Origin of the sequence: Nannocystis pusilla (assembly GCF_020073745.1) — a bacterium.
In the GTDB taxonomy this organism is placed as follows: Bacteria; Myxococcota_A; Polyangia; order Nannocystales; family Nannocystaceae; genus Nannocystis; species Nannocystis radixulma.
This window is the reverse complement of sequence record NZ_JAIRAU010000011.1, coordinates 151,004-168,296: the sequence shown is the minus strand read 5'-3', so window position 1 is coordinate 168,296 and position 17,293 is coordinate 151,004. Positions and strand designations below refer to the sequence as shown.

The 17,293-nt window shown below is 71.2% G+C and carries 12 protein-coding genes; 8 read left to right on the top strand and 4 right to left on the bottom strand.

Features of this window, described 5'->3' with window-relative positions; genetic code table 11:
• Positions 1–15: 15 nt before the first annotated feature.
• Positions 16–2,622, bottom strand: coding sequence for a rifamycin-inactivating phosphotransferase (rph, locus tag K7C98_RS12255; protein ID WP_346660277.1), 2,607 nt, complete (start codon positions 2,620–2,622; stop codon positions 16–18).
• A 251-nt stretch (positions 2,623–2,873) separates the two neighbouring features.
• Here rph and K7C98_RS12250 point away from each other — a divergent pair, with 251 nt between their 5' ends.
• Positions 2,874–4,220: an amidohydrolase family protein gene (locus K7C98_RS12250; RefSeq protein WP_224191799.1), complete on the top strand. Its 1,347-nt coding sequence runs from the start codon at positions 2,874–2,876 to the stop codon at positions 4,218–4,220.
• 152 nt (positions 4,221–4,372) lie between these two features.
• Positions 4,373–4,702, top strand: a complete 330-nt coding sequence (locus K7C98_RS12245; protein WP_224191798.1) for a DUF5666 domain-containing protein — start codon at positions 4,373–4,375, stop codon at positions 4,700–4,702.
• Positions 4,703–4,837: 135 nt separating this feature from the next.
• Here the strand turns inward: K7C98_RS12245 and K7C98_RS12240 are convergent, their stop codons facing one another.
• Both K7C98_RS12240 and K7C98_RS12235 read right to left on the bottom strand, forming a co-directional pair.
• Positions 4,838–5,311 (bottom strand): hypothetical protein, encoded by a 474-nt coding sequence (locus K7C98_RS12240; protein WP_224191797.1) that lies wholly within the window; start codon positions 5,309–5,311, stop codon positions 4,838–4,840.
• 172 nt (positions 5,312–5,483) lie between these two features.
• The gene (locus tag K7C98_RS12235) at positions 5,484–7,223 is read right to left on the bottom strand and encodes an FG-GAP repeat domain-containing protein (protein ID WP_224191796.1); all 1,740 of its coding nucleotides are present in this window, start codon (positions 7,221–7,223) and stop codon (positions 5,484–5,486) included.
• Between the two features lie 766 nt (positions 7,224–7,989).
• On the opposite strand from K7C98_RS12235, the gene K7C98_RS12230 reads away from it, so the two are divergent.
• Both K7C98_RS12230 and K7C98_RS12225 read left to right on the top strand, forming a co-directional pair.
• Complete coding sequence (locus K7C98_RS12230; RefSeq protein ID WP_224191795.1) at positions 7,990–9,210, top strand: hypothetical protein; 1,221 nt, start codon at positions 7,990–7,992, stop codon at positions 9,208–9,210.
• A 288-nt stretch (positions 9,211–9,498) separates the two neighbouring features.
• Positions 9,499–10,908 carry a hypothetical protein gene (locus K7C98_RS12225; RefSeq protein WP_224191794.1) on the top strand — a complete coding sequence of 470 codons (1,410 nt, stop codon included), beginning with the start codon at positions 9,499–9,501 and terminating at the stop codon, positions 10,906–10,908.
• Positions 10,909–10,963: 55 nt separating this feature from the next.
• Here the strand turns inward: K7C98_RS12225 and K7C98_RS12220 are convergent, their stop codons facing one another.
• On the bottom strand, positions 10,964–11,680 hold the full coding sequence (locus K7C98_RS12220; RefSeq protein WP_224191793.1) for a hypothetical protein: 717 nt from the start codon (positions 11,678–11,680) through the stop codon (positions 10,964–10,966).
• 797 nt (positions 11,681–12,477) lie between these two features.
• Between K7C98_RS12220 and K7C98_RS12215 the strand changes: the two genes are divergently transcribed.
• From K7C98_RS12215 to K7C98_RS12200, 4 genes are all read left to right on the top strand, one after another.
• Positions 12,478–15,399 carry a serine/threonine-protein kinase gene (locus tag K7C98_RS12215; protein ID WP_224191792.1) on the top strand — a complete coding sequence of 974 codons (2,922 nt, stop codon included), beginning with the start codon at positions 12,478–12,480 and terminating at the stop codon, positions 15,397–15,399.
• A 40-nt stretch (positions 15,400–15,439) separates the two neighbouring features.
• Positions 15,440–15,652, top strand: coding sequence for a hypothetical protein (locus tag K7C98_RS12210; RefSeq protein ID WP_224191791.1), 213 nt, complete (start codon positions 15,440–15,442; stop codon positions 15,650–15,652).
• A gap of 72 nt (positions 15,653–15,724) precedes the next feature.
• Entirely contained in the window at positions 15,725–16,660 is a 936-nt protein-coding gene (locus tag K7C98_RS12205; protein WP_224191790.1) for an FHA domain-containing protein, read from the top strand.
• A gap of 20 nt (positions 16,661–16,680) precedes the next feature.
• Positions 16,681–17,160, top strand: coding sequence for a hypothetical protein (locus K7C98_RS12200; protein ID WP_224191789.1), 480 nt, complete (start codon positions 16,681–16,683; stop codon positions 17,158–17,160).
• The last annotated feature ends 133 nt before the right edge of the window (positions 17,161–17,293 follow it).

Here is a 17,293-nt window from a genome sequence, read left to right as displayed (position 1 = left end):
CCCCGTCGGCCGCCGTCATGTCAGGATTTCGACGTACCCGTCCGTCCCGTGCACGCGGATGCGTTGCCCGTCCCGGATCAGCCGGGTCGCATGTTCCACGCTGACCACGGCCGGCAAGCCGTATTCGCGGGCGATCACCGCCCCGTGCGTCATCAGGCCGCCCACCTCGGTCACCAGGCCCTTGATCGACACGAACAGGGGCGTCCAGCTGGGGTCGGTGAAGGTGGTGACGAGGATGTCGCCCGCCTCCAGCTCTGCGTCGGCCATGTCGAGGAGGACGCGGGCCCGTCCCTCGACGACGCCGGAGGAGACCGGTAGGCCGGCGATGGCTCCGGCGGGCAGATCGGCGCGCCTGGGGGCGCATGCCACGATTTCCCCGTCGGACGTGATGACGCGCGGCGGCGTCAGCTTCTTGTGGAGCTCGTGCTCGGCCTTCCGTGTGCGGACGATCTGGTCGTCCAGCTGATGCGTGCGCACGACCTCGCGGAGCTCGGCGAACGTGAGGTAGTCGATGTCTTCCACGTCGTGGATCACGTCGGCCTGCACGAGCCGCTCGGCCTCTCGCAGCAAGGCCTGCTTGTACACGAAATAGCGATTGATGATGCTGTACTTCGGATACTCGCGATAGCCGCTGAAGTTCCGCAGGCGCTCGATCATCCGCCGGGCTTCGCTGGCCTTCTGCTCCCCGTCCGGCAGCTGCCTCAACCGCTCCAGCAACGCCTGCGCGTGCTGCGAGGCCTCCTGCTGCCCCTGCGCGAACTTCCGCGCGCCGGCGTGAGGCTCGAAGTTCTTGATGTTGCTCAAAAGCAAGGGGACGAGCGTCGTCGGCTTCTCGCTCCAGCGGGCCCTCGTGATGTCGATCTCCCCGGCGCAGCGCATGCCGTATTTGTCGAGGTAAGCCACAATGGCGTCCCGGGCCTCCGGCCCGCCGTCGAGCCCGGCCATCTCGTCCAGGAAGCCGTCATGCTCGACCTGCTGCAAATAGGCGACCACGGCCGGATACGGGCGGATCACGTCGGCGACGTGCAACAGGTCGAGGCCCATCTCCGACGTGATGTTGTTCGCCACCGACTGGGACAGCGTGTCCGCGGCGTTCTTCTCGCCCAGCCACGTCATCATCATCTCATTGAGCCACCAGGCCGCGTTCATGCCCGCCATGATCACGCCCATGTTGGTCGGACCGAACATGAGCTGCTTGAATCGCGGGATGTCCGCGAGGATGAAGTCGAACAGCTCCGTGCCGGCCCTGGTCCGGATCTCACTCTTCAGCTCCGCGAGCGCGGTCTGGCTGCGCTCGATCAACGCCGCGACGATCGCCGGATCGTCTTCGACCTGCGCGTCGAAGCGCGCCATGGCTTGCTTGCCGGGCTGCGAGGCCGGCGCCTCGTCGGGCAATTGTGGGATGAAATCTCCCCGCTCGACGATGCTCACGATGGCGCCCTGGATGAGCGGATCGGAGCGCTCCAGGAGCTTCAGGAAGGCGTCCCGGCTGGCCGGTGAGGCCAGTTGCGGCGTGACATCGACGAACAATCGACCACCCGCCGCGTGCATGGGCCCACCGGCGGTCAATTGGAAGAATGACAGTCCCAGGGGCTTCATGGCGTCGGTCATCATCTGTTGGTGGCCGACGGAGATGTAGACGCGGTTGCCGCGATCATTCGATTCAGGGACGGGATACACGGTCGTGATCGGCCGGCTCTGGACGATGTGGAACCCGTCCTCGGCCAGGCACCATTCGATGTCCTGCGGGTGGGCGAAATGCCGCTCGATCTGCCGGCCCAGGCGCTCGAGCTGCAGGACCTGCGCGACCGTCAGCACCGGCTCGTTCTGCCGCTCGGGCTCGATCGCCCGCTCTTCCGTACCGCCCTCCGCCGCGGCGCAGGTGGCCAGCGTCTTGGTGGCGATCGCCCTCTCGGCGATCTGACCGTCCCGCAGCTTGTAGCGATCGGTCCGCGCCAGGCCGGCGACCAGCGCCTCGCCCAGGCCGAAGCCGGCCTCGATCGACGCGACCTTGCGATTCGACGTGACGGGATCGGCCGTGAACAGGATCCCCGCCGCTTGCGGGAAGACCATCTTCTGCACCACCACCGCCATGTGGACCTTGCGGTGGTCGAACGCGTGCTGGATCCGGTACGTCACCGCCCGCTCGCTGAACAGCGAGGCCCAGCAGCGGCGGACGTGCGTCAGGATCGCCTGCGTCCCGCGGACGTTCAGATACGTGTCCTGCTGGCCTGCGAAGGACGCTCCCGGCAGGTCCTCCGCCGTCGCGCTGGAGCGCACGGCGTGGGCCTCGTCCGCGCCGAGCCGGGAGAGGGCCCGGGTGAGCGCCGCCTGCAGGTCGTCAGGGACGGCCGTCGCTTCGATGAGCCGGCGCAGCTCGCCGCTGAGCCGTCGCAGCTCGTCCCGGTCGTTCGCCGCGAGCGACGACAACCGATCGAGCAGCTCGCCGATCGCCGGCGCTTCTCCCATGATCCGCTGGAAGGCCCCGGTCGTGACGCAGAAGCCGGCGGGCACGCGGATCCCCTCGATCCTGGACAGCTCCCCCAGGTTCGCGCCTTTCCCCCCGACCAGCCTGGCCTGCGTTCGATCGACCTCCCGGAGACCCAGCACGTAGGTCGGCATCATCCCGGTCGGCGCTCCTCCAGCGATCACCACTTCATGCCTCGTCTTCGTCATGGCCGAGGACTCTGCGGCATGACCGGGGGCTTGTGGCAAGCCCCCGTGCCTGATATAACCTGAAGGTGGCGAGGGGCGGAGAGTCGCTCGCGCGGTGGTTTTCCTGGTTTTTGCGAAAATTTTTCGAGCCTCGCCCATGGACGAGGCCGGTTTGGGCACCTCGCGGATATCTCGATGCAGTGAGATACTCTGCGGCCATGACCGTCGTGCACATCCGCAACGTCGATATCGTGACCCTCGACGCCGCGGGCACCATCGTGCCCGGTGGCACGGTGGTGGTGCGAGACGGCCGGATCGCGTACGTGGGGCCTGGTGCCACGGACATGCCGCTCGAGGCGGCGGACGAGGTCGTCGACGGCCGCGGCCGGGCGCTCCTGCCCGGGTTCTTCAATGGTCACTGTCACAGCCCCATGACCTTCGAGCGCGGCTGGGCCGAGGATCTGCCGTTCGACCGCTGGCTCAACGAGAAGATGTGGGTGGCCGAGAGCGCGCTGACGCCCGACGACGTCGAGTGGGGCGCGCGACTCGCCGCCTGCGAGATGATCCGCGGCGGCATCGTCGGCTACAACGACCACTACTTCCACATGGACCGCGTGGCCGCGGTCGTGCACGAGAGCGGTATGCGGGCAGCGCTGGCCTGGTGCGTGTTCGGCATCGGACCGCAGTCCGAGGTGGGTCCCGGCTTCGAGGGCACGCTCGAGTGGATCGCGGCCGTGAACGAACTGGGTGAGGAGCAGGGCCGCGTCCGCGCGTTGCTCGGCCCGCATTCACCATACGTGTGTCCGCCCGAGTTCCTGCGCCGCGTCGCCGAGGTCGCGCACGAGCGCGGGCTGGGCGTCCACCTGCACGTGGCCGAGAGCGAGGAGCAGGTGGCGCAGTCGCTTGCGCGTCACGGGCGGCGACCGGTCCAGCACGTCGACGCGCTCGGCCTCCTCGACGCGCCCGGCGGCTGCGTGGTCGCGCACGGTCTGGCCCTCGATGCGGACGACACCGCCGTGCTCGCGGCCAGGGGCGTGCACGTCGCTCACTGTCCGATCACGTACATGAAGCTGGCCATGCCGTTCCCCCCGCTGGCCGCGCGCCTGGACGCCGGCGTGCGGGTGTGCCTCGGCACGGACGGTCCGGCCTCGAACTCGGATCTCGACATGTTCGCGGTCATGCGCCAGACCGTGCTGATGGAGAAGTACCAGACCGGCGATCCCGCGCGCCTCGCCGGTGACGCGGCGCTGCGCATGGCCACCCGCGACGGCGCGCTCGCCCTCGGGTTCGGGCGCAGCGGCAGCATCGAGGTCGGCGCGGCCGCGGACCTGATCCTGGTGAACCTCGACGCGCCGCACATGCGCCCCCGCCACGACCTGGTGGCCAACCTCGTGCACGCGGCCAAGGCGGCGGACGTCACCGACGTGATGGTCGACGGCCGCTGGCTGATGCGCAGGCGTACGCTGTGCACGCTGGACGAGGAGCGCATCCTGTACGAGGCCGAGCGCCGCGCGCTCGACATGGTGCGGCGGGGCCAGCACCAGCTTCGCACGTATCGCAGCTGAGCCGGCCCGGCTACATCGCGGATTGCGGCGCGTCGCGATCACCAACAGCATCGCCGGCGCATCCATCGTCGATGGCTCCGAGCAGCCGAGCCGCGGTGGCGCCATATCAGAGCACGCTTGACAGGACGACGCAGCGGGGCACCTTTCGCCGCATGAAATCCGTACAGACAAACATCCACATCCTCGCGGCGGCGCTGGCGATCGGCGGTTCGCTCGGCTTCGCCATGGTCGCCCAGGAGGCTCAGGCGCGCGATCGGGACAACGACGACAGGGACGAGGTCGAGGTCGTGGGCCCCGTGGAGAGCCTCAAGGGCACGTGCCCCGACCTCAGCTTCACCGTCAAGGGGGAGACGATCATCACCGACGAGCAGACGGAGTTCGACGACGGGACCTGCGACAGCATCCGCAACGGGGATCGCGTCGAGATCGAGGGCCGCATCGAGGACGGCAGGCTGGTCGCGGATGAGGTCGATCTGGAATGAGTCCGGGCGAGGGCGCCGCGCTCGCACGTCCTCGTGGGCGACGGCTCGCCCGCGGAATGCGGCGAGTCGCTCGCCCGGCGCCGCCTCCGAATTGTCGGGGACAGCGCGGCGCGGCGACGTGGGCCCGACTGACAGTCAGTGTGGCATCTGCGGCCGCACGCGCGTGCTCGCCGGGAGGCTGACGTGCGCGAGCTCCTGCCACGGCGTGTCCTTGTCGCGGCCGCGCACGACGAGCGCGCCGGCGGGCTCGCGCAGCACCTCGAACTGCGGCTCGTCCGTCAGCTGGCCGCCCGAGCCCATGACCGCCGCGGTACGAAACAACGCCGGCTCGCCAGGCGGCGTGGGCTCGACCGGTTCGTATAACGTGGTTTGCAGCCGCCACCAGCGGCCGACCTGATGCAGGGTCTCCTTGCCGTGCTCGTCGATGACGAGCAGCGTCAGCATGCATTCGATCACGTCGAGTTCCGTCGGGGCGGCGGTCAGGACCCATGCGACATACACCTTGATGACCGGGGCTTCCGCGGGGGCGACCGGCTCGGGTGACGTGATGGGGCCCGAGCTGCCACAACCCAGCACGAGTCCGATCGCAACGGTCACGAGCGTGCGCATCGGCCCGAGCTTACACGGATCGAGTTCGCGGCGAAGCCGTCGATGAGGGGCGTTGCCGCGCGTCACGCTGCGCGAGGGCCCCGACATGCCGCTGCGCCGGGCCTCGAGCCATGGGATGTACTGGGAGGGCCCAGGCGATGCGCGACCCGCCCCCGCCGATCGGGTCCGCGCGTCACATCGGCGGCTCGGGCTTGCACAGCGAGCCGCCTTCGATCTGCGCGTTGGTGCGGAATGTGTTGAGCAGCTCCCACGAGTGCGGCTCGTACTGCGGGATGGTCGAGTCCTCGCGCACGTTGGTGACGTGATAGGTGTGTTGATTCCAGATCCGGCGGGCCTGGATCCACCGGTCCTGTTTGTCGCGGATGACCTGCACGGTCGGGGCGGTCTGCTGGTCGTCGTAGCCGACGTCGGACACGACCACGATCTCGGCCGAACCATCGTTGTCGACGTCGGCGACCACGGGGTACTCGATGAGGGTCTTCGAGCTGCGCGGCACCGACAGCAGCGGGACGCCGTTGCCGTCGAAGACGTACAGGTTGACCTCGTCGGCGTACATCGCCTCGGCGATGCCGTCGCCGAGGAAGTCGAAGGCGGTGCCGGCGGCCCAGCCGCTGCCGTCGTCGACGTTCGCGGTCCACTCGACCTTGCCGCCGGGCTCGAACATCGAGTAGTGCGCGGCCGAGCTGGTGGCGAACTCGCTCTGCTTGTCGCCGTCGAAGTCGTGGATCGTCGACGGCCGGAACCACGCGCCGAGGCCGTTGTCGCCGGTCGGCTTGATGTCCTTGAACTTCACGGTGCCGTCGTGCTCGAGCACGGTGATGCCGTTGTTGTTGGTGAGGAGGATCTCCGGCTGCGGGTCCGGGTCGAGGTTGGCGACCGAGGGGAAGCCGGGCTTGAGCGAGACGTCGTTGTAGTAGACGCTGCCGTCGTGGTGGTAGGCGGCCTGGCCGAGCACGATCTCGAGGTCGAAGTCGCCGTCGAGGTCGGCGAGGGTGGTGGCGGTGCAGTGGAACGCGAAGTCCCACTGCGCCTGCTCGGGGGCGATGAACAGGGTCTTGCCCTCGTGGTCGACGACGAGGTCGTCGCACACGATCTCGACGTCGCCGTCGTTGTCGAGGTCGCCGAGGGCGACCGCGCCGCCCTGGTCGTGGTTGAACTTGTCGGTGGTGGTCCACTTGAGCGCGCCGTCGTGCTCGAAGGCCATCAGGGCGCTCGGGCCGAGGAAGGTGCCGCCGGGGGTGGCGGCGACGATCTCGGGCAGGCCGTCGTTGTCGATGTCGCCGATCGCCGGGGTGACCCAGCCGTCGACGGGCGTGGGGATCGCAAAGTGCTCGACGCCGGTGGCGCCGTCGAGCACGTGGATCTGGCCGCCGAAGGCGCTGCCGGTGACGACGACGATGTCGGGCACGTCGCACAGGTCGATCGCGCCGTCGCCGTTGTCGTCGGTGAGGTTGGCGACCAGCGGGGTCGAGGAGCTGCCGCCGCTGCCGTTCTGGTTGCCCCAGGACCACTGCACCTCGGGCTCGAAGCTGTCGGGCGGGGCCTCCTTGTTGCAATCGCCGATCGCGTCCATGTCGTCGACGACGTGACAGGTCGGCGCAGGGCCTTCGGTGTCGGGGTCGGCGGCGTCTCCACCCTGGGGGGTGTCGAACTTGAAGCCCGAGCTGCCGCTGGCCGACACGTCGTCGGTGGTGCCCGCGGAGGTCGAGGTGGAGCCCGTGGCGCTGTCGCTGCCGGCGCTGGTGGTCGGCACGCCCGTCGGTGAATCGGTCGCCGAGCCGGACGGCGTCGTCGCGGTGGTCACGCTCGTCGAGCTCAGAGAGTCGCTGCTGCCGGCAGTCGAGTCACCGCAGGCCAGAGGCACGATTCCGAGGACGAGGAGCGGGAGGACGGCGTGCTGAGGGCGGGGCATCTTCGAGCAGGCTCGCGTACGCCTCCGCGCGCGTCAACGCGGGCGCCCGTGGGGGTCATCACGGTCCGTGGCAGCGGGAGAGGCGAGCCGGGGCGTGGGGGCGTGGTGGACCTCGCCGGTGAACCGGTAGCGACGAGGCCGTCGACGTGGCACGCTCGCGGCTCGGCCTGCGACGGGGCTTGCACGGATCTCGCCAGCGACGGGGCGAACTGCGGGACGTGCGGCCATGCATGCACGTCGATGGGCTGTGAGGGAGGCGGGTGCAGCCAGACCTGGAGCGAGTGCGTCACGTCCGACTCCGGGTTTGCGACTTGTTCCCAGATCTGCCAAAGCTTCGGGGAGACGTGCGCAGAGGCGCAGTGCGACGGAAAGACCGTGTTTGTTTACGGTAGTCCCACGCTGTGCATGAAAGACGAGAGCGCTCTCGGTTCGAATCAGCCTTGCGACGACATTCAGAACCGGGGGAAGCCCGCCATCAGGTGCTGCTGCACCGACTCGAACTGAGCAGATAGCTTTCCTCATACACCGCCCTTCGCGATGACGCGCCGGGGCGGGCGGTGGATGGTGCACATATGTCTGAAGAGTCATGTTGATATGGCGTCGAGGAGCCGTAGATTCGGGGCGCCGACGGGCATGCGCGCGCGATGCCTTCGATCGCGCCTGGGGGGTCGCCGCGACAGTTGACGCCCGCGTCGCGCTCGAGCGATTCGACTTCGGTCGCGGACGCGGCGAGGAGGGGGCGATGCGAGGGACGAGCGCGACTGTGATGATTCTGTGGGCGCTGGCGGGCTGCGGTGACAGCGGCGGAGCCGAGGGCGGCGGGACCGGGACCACCGACACGAGCAGCGGGACGGGCACGACCACCGACGTGCCGACGACCACCGAGCCGACGACCGGCGACCCGTGCCCGATGCTGCCGGAGACGGTCGACACCGACATGACGTTCGGGCCAGGTTGCGTCCAGATGTACCGGACCAGCGTGGTCGACGGGGCGACGCTGACCCTCGTGGCCGGCACGACCGTCCACGTCGACGCCGGCGGCTTCCTCCACGCCGGACCCTTCAACGACAACTCGGCGCTGGTGATCGAGGGCACCGAGGCCGAGCCGGTGCACTTCCGTTCGGCCGCGGAGGCGCCGCAGGCGGGCGACTGGCAGTGCGTGCGGATCGGCGGCGGCAGCTCGGCGAGCCGGATCGTGCACGCGCGGTTCGAGCACGGCGGCCAGGCCTGCGACGCGATCGGCAACAAGCCCGAGACGACGCTCGACATCCACGCGCCGGCCGAGGCGTTCTCGTTCAACGAGGTCCGCGCCAGCGCGAGCCACGGGGTGATCCTCGGCGACAACGCGCTGATCCGCGAATTCGAGGCGAACACCTTCGCCGACAACGCGCGGGCGTCGCTGCGGGTGGCCCCGGCGGCGCTGCTGCGCGTGCCCGGCGGGCAGGTGTTCGTCGACGTCGACGACGTCGTCGAGGTCGAGGGCACCTTCGACGCGATCGAGGAGCCCGGGACCTGGTCGGCGCAGACCGTGCCGTACCGCCTGCTCGGCTACGTGCAGGTCGCGAGCGACGGCGACGTGACGCTCGCGGCCGGGACGGTGGTGCAGCTCGACGGCAGCAGCCTCGAGGTGTTCGCCGGCAAGCTGCGGGTGGCGGGGACGGAGGCGGCGCCGGTGCGCTTCACGTCGGCCCGGGACGCGCCGCAGGCGGGCGACTGGGGCTGCGTGGTGTTCACGTCGGTGGGGGGGCCGCCGCAGATCGAGCACGCGATCTTCGAGTACGCGGGCAACGGCCAGGGCTGCACGGGCGCGGCGCACAAGGTCGCGCTGGCCGGGCCGGGGACGATGGCGCTGACGGGGGTGACGTTCCGCGAGCTCGCCGGCGCGGCGATCCACAGCGGCGACGCGTGCAACCCGGCGTGGTGCGACAGCACGTTCGAGGGGGTGGACCCGCTGTTCGACTGCCTCGATCCGCCGATGTGCCCGTGACATGACCTCGGGGACAGGTCGAACTCTCGCCGGCGCGTCCGCCTCTCGGGGGCCCGGCGCGACAGTACGACCGGCCTCGGACTCGCCGTCGATCCGCGGATGGCATCCGGGCTCGGGTTCGGCGGCGTCTCCATCTTGAGGCGTGTCGAGCGTGAACCCCGGCGGTCTGCGCGAGGCGAGAGGCCGTCGGGACGCGTCGACGCCGAGCTCGCTGCTGTAGGCGCGCTATCGATCGACCCCGCGCGGCGCGCTCTTGCGGGCTCACGGTGGGCCCGATACCGTGGGCGCATGGTCTCCATGCGTCGCTTCGGTTGGTTGTTCGCGGCAGGGCTCTGCCACGCTCCCGCTTGTTCGAGCACGTGCGTCGACGACGGCGCGGTGTTCAACCAGTCGCTCGAGGCGTGCATGACCGCCGGCATCACCGCCAGCGCGACCGAGGGCAGCGAGACCGACGCGTCCGAGTCGGAGTCGGACGGGCCGACGATGACGGCGCCGACGGAGGGCAGCGCGACGGAGGGCAGCGCGACGGAGGGCAGCAACAGCAACTCGAACTCGAACTCGAACTCGAACAGCGAGTCCGCGACGATCACCGGCGGCGACGGCGGGTCGTGGTGCGAGGACAAGGACGGGGACGGGTTCGGCGACCCGGCGAACTGCGTCCCGTCCGAGCCCGGTGAGGACCCGCCGGCCGGCTTCGTGCCCAACGACGACGACTGCGACGACGGCGACGAGCACACCTTCCCCGGGGCCGCGCCCAACGACGATCCGGAGGCGTGCATGACCGACGCCGACGGCGACGACTGGGGCGACAACACGCCGACTGACCCCGACGCGGTCCCCGGCACCGACTGCGACGACGACGACGCGAGCACCTTCCCCGGCTCGGCCGAGGTCGAGGACCCGAGCAAATGCATGAAGGACGAGGACGGCGACGGCTGGGGCGACAGCAGCGTCGACGACGGGGTCGACGGCGGCTCCGACTGCTATGATTCGAACGCGGACATCAACCCCGGCGACCGCGTGCTCTACACCGCGACCGACAACGGCGAGTTCCTCGCGATCGACACCGCCACCGGCGACCTCGACGTGTTCGCCAGCGTCGACATCGGCCCGCTGGCGCCGCCCTACGCGGTGATCACCTGCGCGATCTCGCCGATCGACGCCACGATCTACTGCTCGCAGTCGGCCAAGCAGATCCTCATCGTCGTCGACTACTGCAGCGGCGACACGCCGATCGAGCTGGCCGACCACGGGCGATCGATCTGCGGCCTCGGCTTCCTCGACGACGGCACGCTCTACGGCGTCGACTCCGACGGCGACGAGCTCGTCACCTTCGACCCGGGCACCGGCGAGGTCCTCGGCGCCAAGCCGCTGACCGTCGACGGCAACGGCGTCAACATCCAGGCCTGCGGCATGGCGGTCGACTGCGTCGGCGAGCGCATGCTCGTCACCGACGGCCAGAACAGCCGGATCCTCAGCATCGACCCGGAGACCGGCGAGGGCACCGTGGTCGCCGACATCGAGGAGGGCCAGTGGAACTCGGTCGGCCTCGAGTTCGACCCGGTCAGCAAGCAGGCGTTCTCCAACAACGGCGACCGGCTGTTCCAGATCGCGCTCGACGGCTCGAACAACTACATGCAGCTGCCCGAACTGGAGCAGAGCATCAACGACCTGTCGTACGGGCCGACCTGCGACTGACGCGGCGGCGCCCTCGACGAGGACATGTCCGTTCGGACATGTCCTCGGAGCTGTCTCAGGCGCGCCGGCGGCGGCGCAGGCCGAGCAGCGCCAGGCCGGCGAGGCCGCCCGCCGCGGAGCCGCCGAGGTCGCAGCCGCCGGCGGATTCGGGCGCGGCGGCCTTGGTCGGCGGGGCCTCGGCGGCCTTGACCGGCGCGGGCTCGGCCGGCGCGGGCGCGGGGCTCGGGGGCGCGGTCCTGGGCGGGTCGGCGAGCGGGGCGTTGGTGGGCGCCGGCTCTCCGAGCGGCGGCGGGGCGGGCACGGCCTTGCCGGCGGCGTCGAGGTACTCCTGCTTGACCAGCTCGGCGCTGCACTTGCTGTCGTTGACGCTGGCGCGGTAGGTCCAGCGGACCTCGACGGCCGGCGAGGTGTCGACGATCGTGCGCACGCCGGCGAACGGCGGGGCACACACGACGCCGGCGGCGACGAGCGGCTTGCTCTTGTCGCGGTCGAGGTTGGCCCCGGCCGCCTTGATCGCCTCGCCGTCGGCGGCGGCGACCAGGCGCAGCTGCATCTCGCCGCCGAGCGGGTGCCAGGAGATCGGCTGGTCGGTGCCGGGGACGATCAGGGTCCCGCCCTCGAAGGTGTTGGCCAGCACCAGCGCCTTGCCGGCCGGGACCTCGGCGTCGACGTGCAGCGACAGCTTCACGCCCTTGTGCCCCTCGGGCAGCAGGTCGGCGCGGGCGGCGAGCGGGACGAGGAGGACGGCGAGGGCGGCGGCGAGGGTGCGCATCGCCGCCAGGATGCCACAGCGCGGGCGGCTCCGTCACGCGCGAGGGCGCGCCGCGGGGCCGCGCAGAGGCGCGCGAGGGTGACTGACCCCAGGGACATGTCCTCGAGGCATGGAGCGGCGGCGAGGACGCGAGGGACATGCCCCTCGAGGCATGTGACAGGAGCGGGCACGGCGGCATGTCTTCGTGGACATGTCGCAAGGGACATTTTATTTGTGCTGCCGAAGCATGCGCGAGAGGACAGGTGCGGCGGGGCGAGCCGCGCGGCGGCGATGCACGGGCCTGTCCTTCGGGACAGGGCTGCGCTCGACCGCGGCGGCGATGCGGGGGCCTGTCCTTCGGGACAGAGCTGCGCTCGGCCGCCGCGCCCTCGTCGGGGCCAGGCAGTCGGGAGTCGGCGGGCACGCCCCCGGCAGGTCGGTCGGGACCTCGCCGTGGCCGAGCGGGAGGGCGGCGGCGGCTCGCGCGTGCCGGCCGCGCCGACGAGCCGGAGCCAGCGGTCTCCATCTGGGCGATCGGCAGGGGCGGCATCGGCCGATGCTCGGGCCGTGACCTCGCTTGTTCTCCGCCCGCCGGTTTGCGTTTCAGGTCGGCCCGCAGGGCGCCCTCGTCGCGCTTTCTCGGCCTGTCCGAGCTGGCGGGGCGAGCGCCGGGAATGGCCGGCGGGTCCGCGTGTGAGGATGTTTCTCTCGTTCCGATCGGGGTCGGATCTCGTAACGGCGTGAATGTTGGTATTGTGGCTTCAGTTTCGGTGCGAAGTCTCATGCCCTCCCTCGACGCCACCCCGAACTCTGCGCGGATGCGCACAGACCCCGACGCCAGTCGGGATTCGGGGGATTTCGAGGCGGTCGGGAGCAGCGAGGGCGGGGACTTCGGGCGCATGTACGTCGACGCGGCCCGCGGCGCGGTCGCCTACGAGGCGGCGACGCGGGCGGTCGAGGCCGAGCTCGAGCCGTTCCGGGCCGGTCGTTACGTCATCATGCGGCACCTCGGGCACGGGGCGATGGGCAACGTGTTCCTCGCCTACGACCCCGACCTCGACCGCAAGGTCGCGGTGAAGATGCTGCGCGAGTCGTCGCGCGCGCTGGTCCCGGCCTCGCTGGTGCGCGAGGCCAAGGCGATGGCGCGGCTGACCCACCCCAACGTGGTCGGCGTGTTCGACGTCGGCGTGTGCGACCGCGGCGTCTACGTCGCCATGGAGCTGGTCGAGGGCGTGACCCTTCGGACATGGCTCAAGGAGCAGCCGCGAGGCTGGCGCGAGGTCCTGGGGCTGTTCATCCAGGCCGGCAGCGGGCTGGCGGCGGCGCACGAGGCCGGCCTCGTCCATCACGACTTCAAGCCCGACAACGTGCTGGTCGGCGCGCGCGGGCGGGCGATGGTCAGCGACTTCGGGCTGGCGCGCGTGCACGAGGCCGCCGGCGCCGACATGAGCGGCGAGATCTCCGACGCCGGCGCCACCCGGCGCGGCAGCGGCGGCGTCAGCAACGGCAGCAGCACCGTCGCCTCGAGCCGCGGCCCGGTCGGCACCCTGGCGTACATGGCGCCCGAGCGGCTCAAGCTGCAGCCCTCGGACGCCCGCTCCGATCAATTCAGCTTCTGCGTCGCGCTGTACGAGGGCGTGTACGGCCGGCGGCCGTTCGTCGGCGAGGACGCGTTCGCGCTCAAGCGGGCGCTGCTGCAGGATCGGCCGCAGGAGCCGCCGCGCGGCTCGGTCGTGCCGCCGAGGCTGTGGAAGGTCCTGCGCCGCGGCCTCGCGCGCGACCCGGCGGCGCGCTACCCCGGCATGGACGCGCTGCTCGCCGAGCTGTCGGCGATCGCCGCCGAGCGGCCGCTGCGGCCGTGGCGCTGGCTGGCCGCCGCCGGCTCGCTCGCGGGTGTCCTCGGGGCCCTGTCCTATGGGGCAGGTCAGGCCGACCGCTGCGGCGCGGCCGGCGAGGCGCTGGCGGTCGAGTGGACCCCGGCGGTGCGGGCCGAGCTGCAGGAGAAGTTCGTCGGCGCGGCCGGTCGGTGGGCGCGGGTCGAGTCGACGCTCGACGACTACGTGACCGGCTGGCAGGTCCGGCGCGAAGCGGTGTGCACAGCCGCGGCGCGGGCCGACGCGGCCGGCTCGGAGGAGCTGCGGGCGCGGGCCAGCTGCCTCGAGCACCCGCGCATGCGCTTCACGGCGCTGGTCGAGCTGCTGGTGAGCTCGTCGCGGATCGACGTCGACGACGCGGCGCGGGCGGCCGCGCAGCTGCCGGCGCTGGCCGACTGCGACGACCGCCAGCTGCTGGCGCTCGGGCTGCGTCCGCCGGACGCGCACGAGCGGCCGCGGGTGTCGTCGCTGCGGGCCGCGCTCGAGCGGGCGCGCGTGCGCGAGGTGTCCGGCGAGTACGCGCAGAGCCTGGCGATGGCCGAGGCGGCGGTCGGGGCGGCGCGCGGGCTCGACTACCCGCCGGTGCTGGCCGAGGCGCTGTACCAGCGCGGCCGCGTCGAGCACTACCTCGGGCGCAGCGAGGCCGCGGTGGCCAGCCTGAGCGAGGCGGTCGACCTCGCCGAGGCCAGCCGGCACGAGGTGCTGGTCGCCGAGGTGTGGCAGTACCTGGTCGAGGTCGGCGCGCTGCACTGGCGGCCCGGGCTGCCGGTGCTCGAGTGGGTGCGGCGGGCGCGGGCCAGCGCCGAGCGGCTCGGGCGTCCGGCCGCCGACGCGCGGGCGCGCGGGCTGCAGGCCGAGGGTCTGGTCGCGCGCGGGCGCGAGCAGCCGCGCGCCGCCGAGTCCGCGTTCCGCAAGGCCTTGTCGCTGTGGGCCCAGAGCCCCGCGCCCGACGCGGTAGCGATCGCCAAGCTCAAGCTCAACCTCGCCACCGCGCTGGTCGACCAGGAGCGCGAGGCCGACGCGGCCGTCCTCTACACCGAGGCCGAGCAGGGCTTCGTCGCCGCGCTCGGGCCGCGGCACCCGTACGTGCTGGTCGCGCTGTACAACCTCGGCCTGCTCGAGGAGCAGCGCGGGCGCCTCGACGCCGCGCGGGCCGCCTTCGAGCGCGCGCTGGCGGTGGCGCGATATGTCTTCGGGGACAGCCACGGCAAGGTCCTCGAGCTGCACCTCGCGCTCGCCCGCGTCGACCTTTACGAGGGCCTCGCCTCGTCGGCGCTGGCCCACGGCGAGGCCGCGCGGGCGATCTTCGACGCCACCGGCAGCGCCGACGACGAGGTGTTCGCGGTCGTCGGCGAGGCCCAGTTCCTGCTCGGCGGCTACGCCGAGGCGCTCGCGGCCGCCGAGCGCGAGCTGACCCTGGCCGCCGCCCTGCACGGGGCCGACGGCGAGGTCGTCGCCCGCGCCCACGCCAAGGCCGGCGAGGCGCTGCTCGGCCTGCACCTGCCCGACGAGGCCGAGGCGCGGTTCGTCCAGGCGCAGACGCTGCTGGCGCGGATCCCCGACGCCGACAGCGACGCCCAGGGCTTCGTGCTCAAGGGTCTCGGTCAGACCCGGCTGATCCGGGGCGACCACGCCGGGGCCGCGCAGCTGCTGCGCCAGGCCTCGGTCGTGTGGTCCAGCGCCGGCAGCGACTTCCGCGAGGTCGCCGACACTCAGTGGTGCCTCGCCGAGGCCCTCACCGCGCTCGGCGAGACCGCGGCCGCCGACGAGCGGCGGGCCGCCGCCGGGCGCTTCTACGCCCGCTTCGGCGAGGCCGGGGCGCGTCGCGCCGCCGAGCTGGCCGGCTGGCTCCGTCCACCTTCCTAGCCCAAAGAACATGTCTCATCAAACCTGTCTGGAGGTAGTCATGTCCCGCACCGTCACTCTCGCCCTCGCCGCCCTCGCCCTCACCGCCGTGTCCGGTTGCGACGAGGTGGTCCAACGCGCCGCCGAGGCGCACGCCGGGCCGAGCGCGCTCAAGCAGAACGCGGGCTCCATGGAAGGCAACGCCGAAGGCGGCACTCGCGCGAAGTTCCGCGCGCGGCCGCCGTCGGGCATCAACGCCCCGCCGTCGCTGTGAACCGCGCTTGTTTGGGTGTCCGCGGGCCGCAGGTCCGCTGGTAGTATCACTGACTCACCGAGGAGGCCTGTCGTGCTGCAAGGTCGCTACACTCCGTTTGTCCGCTTCCGCCTGCCCGACGGGCGGACCGCGCAGGTCGCCGCCGGCGGGCTCATCGGCCGCGCGTCGACGGCCGAGCTGCGGATCGAGAGCCCGGAGGTGTCGGAGGCGCACGCGTTCATCAGCATGCGCGGGCGGCACCTGCAGATCCTCTCGCTGCGGCGCTGGATCATCCTCGACGGCGAGCGCAAGTCGTCGATCGTCCTCGCGCCGGGCCAGCGGATCCGGCTGTCGCAGAACGTGACGCTCGACGTCGAGGCGGTCGAGCTGCCGGACCGCGTGATGGTGCTCTACGGCGACGGTCAGGAGCTGTGCACCCTCAGCGAGTCGGTCTACTCGATCGTCACCGCCAGCAGCGGGCCGTCGCAGACCCCGAGCTACAAGCTCCACCCGGAGTATCTGCCCGGCGCCGAGGCGTACATCTGGGGCACCTCCGACGGCTTCACCCTGCGGGTCGGCGACCGCGAGCCGGTCGAGCTGGAGGCCGGCACCTCGTGGGAGCTGCGCGGGCATCACTTCGCGACCCAGGCCAGACCGCTCGGTGATGGGGCCCTCAGCACCCGCAGCATCGGCCAGAACGACCCACCGCTCACCATCGTCGCCAGGTACGACACAGTCTACGTGAGAATGCCCGGTCGACCCGAATGTGTGATCGCCGGCCTCCTGGCACGGATCGTCAGCGAGCTGGCCACCATCAATCGCCTCGTCTCGTGGGAGGCCGTCGCGCGCGAGATCTGGGGCGACGAATCGGACCGCGGGATCATGCGGCAAAACTGGGACCGCAATCTGCGGCGGCTGCGGGCCCAATTGCGTGAGGCCGGCATTCGCCCCGACCTCGTGCGGCCTGACGGCAAGGGCAACGTGGAGCTGTACCTGTTGCCGCAGGACACGGTGGTCGACGAGAGCTGAAGGCGTCGCGGGAGGCAATCATGGCACGGGTCCTGGTGGTATTGGGGCTCGCGGCCTCCAGCGTGATGGTGGCAGGCTGCGACGAGGTTTTTACGGCGGGCGGTGTGACCACGGTGACGCCGCTGTTCGCCAGCATCACGGCGCGCGACGTGCGGGATCTGGACCCCGGCGAATCGCTGCGGGTCGAGCTCGACGGGGTCTATCCGACGGTGTTCGAGTTCGACGGCCGGGGCGGGGCCATCGATTTTCGCCGCATCGAGATCGCCGCACCCGACGTCGAGCCGATCTCGATGCACATCTGGCTCGCGCGCGAGGCCCCAATTTACGGCATCGACTTCGCCAATGCGCCGGGTGCCCGCTTTCGTCTGGCCAACGACCGCACGGCGGCGTCGCTGGGGATCGGCGAGTCTGGCGGCTCGGAGCCGCGGAGCTGCGAGCCTTTCGACATCGTCGAGCTCGATGAGCTCGTCGCGGTGCTGTTCGTGACAGAAGCCTGTTGAGCCTGGTACTCGCATTTTTTCTCCATGGGGCGAGTGGCGGGACTCGGCGGATCCGTCACGGGCATGCGCGAGCGGACGCTCACGCCGGGCGACGTCTGCACTCGCTGTAATGCGAGGACGGTTGAGCGCAGGA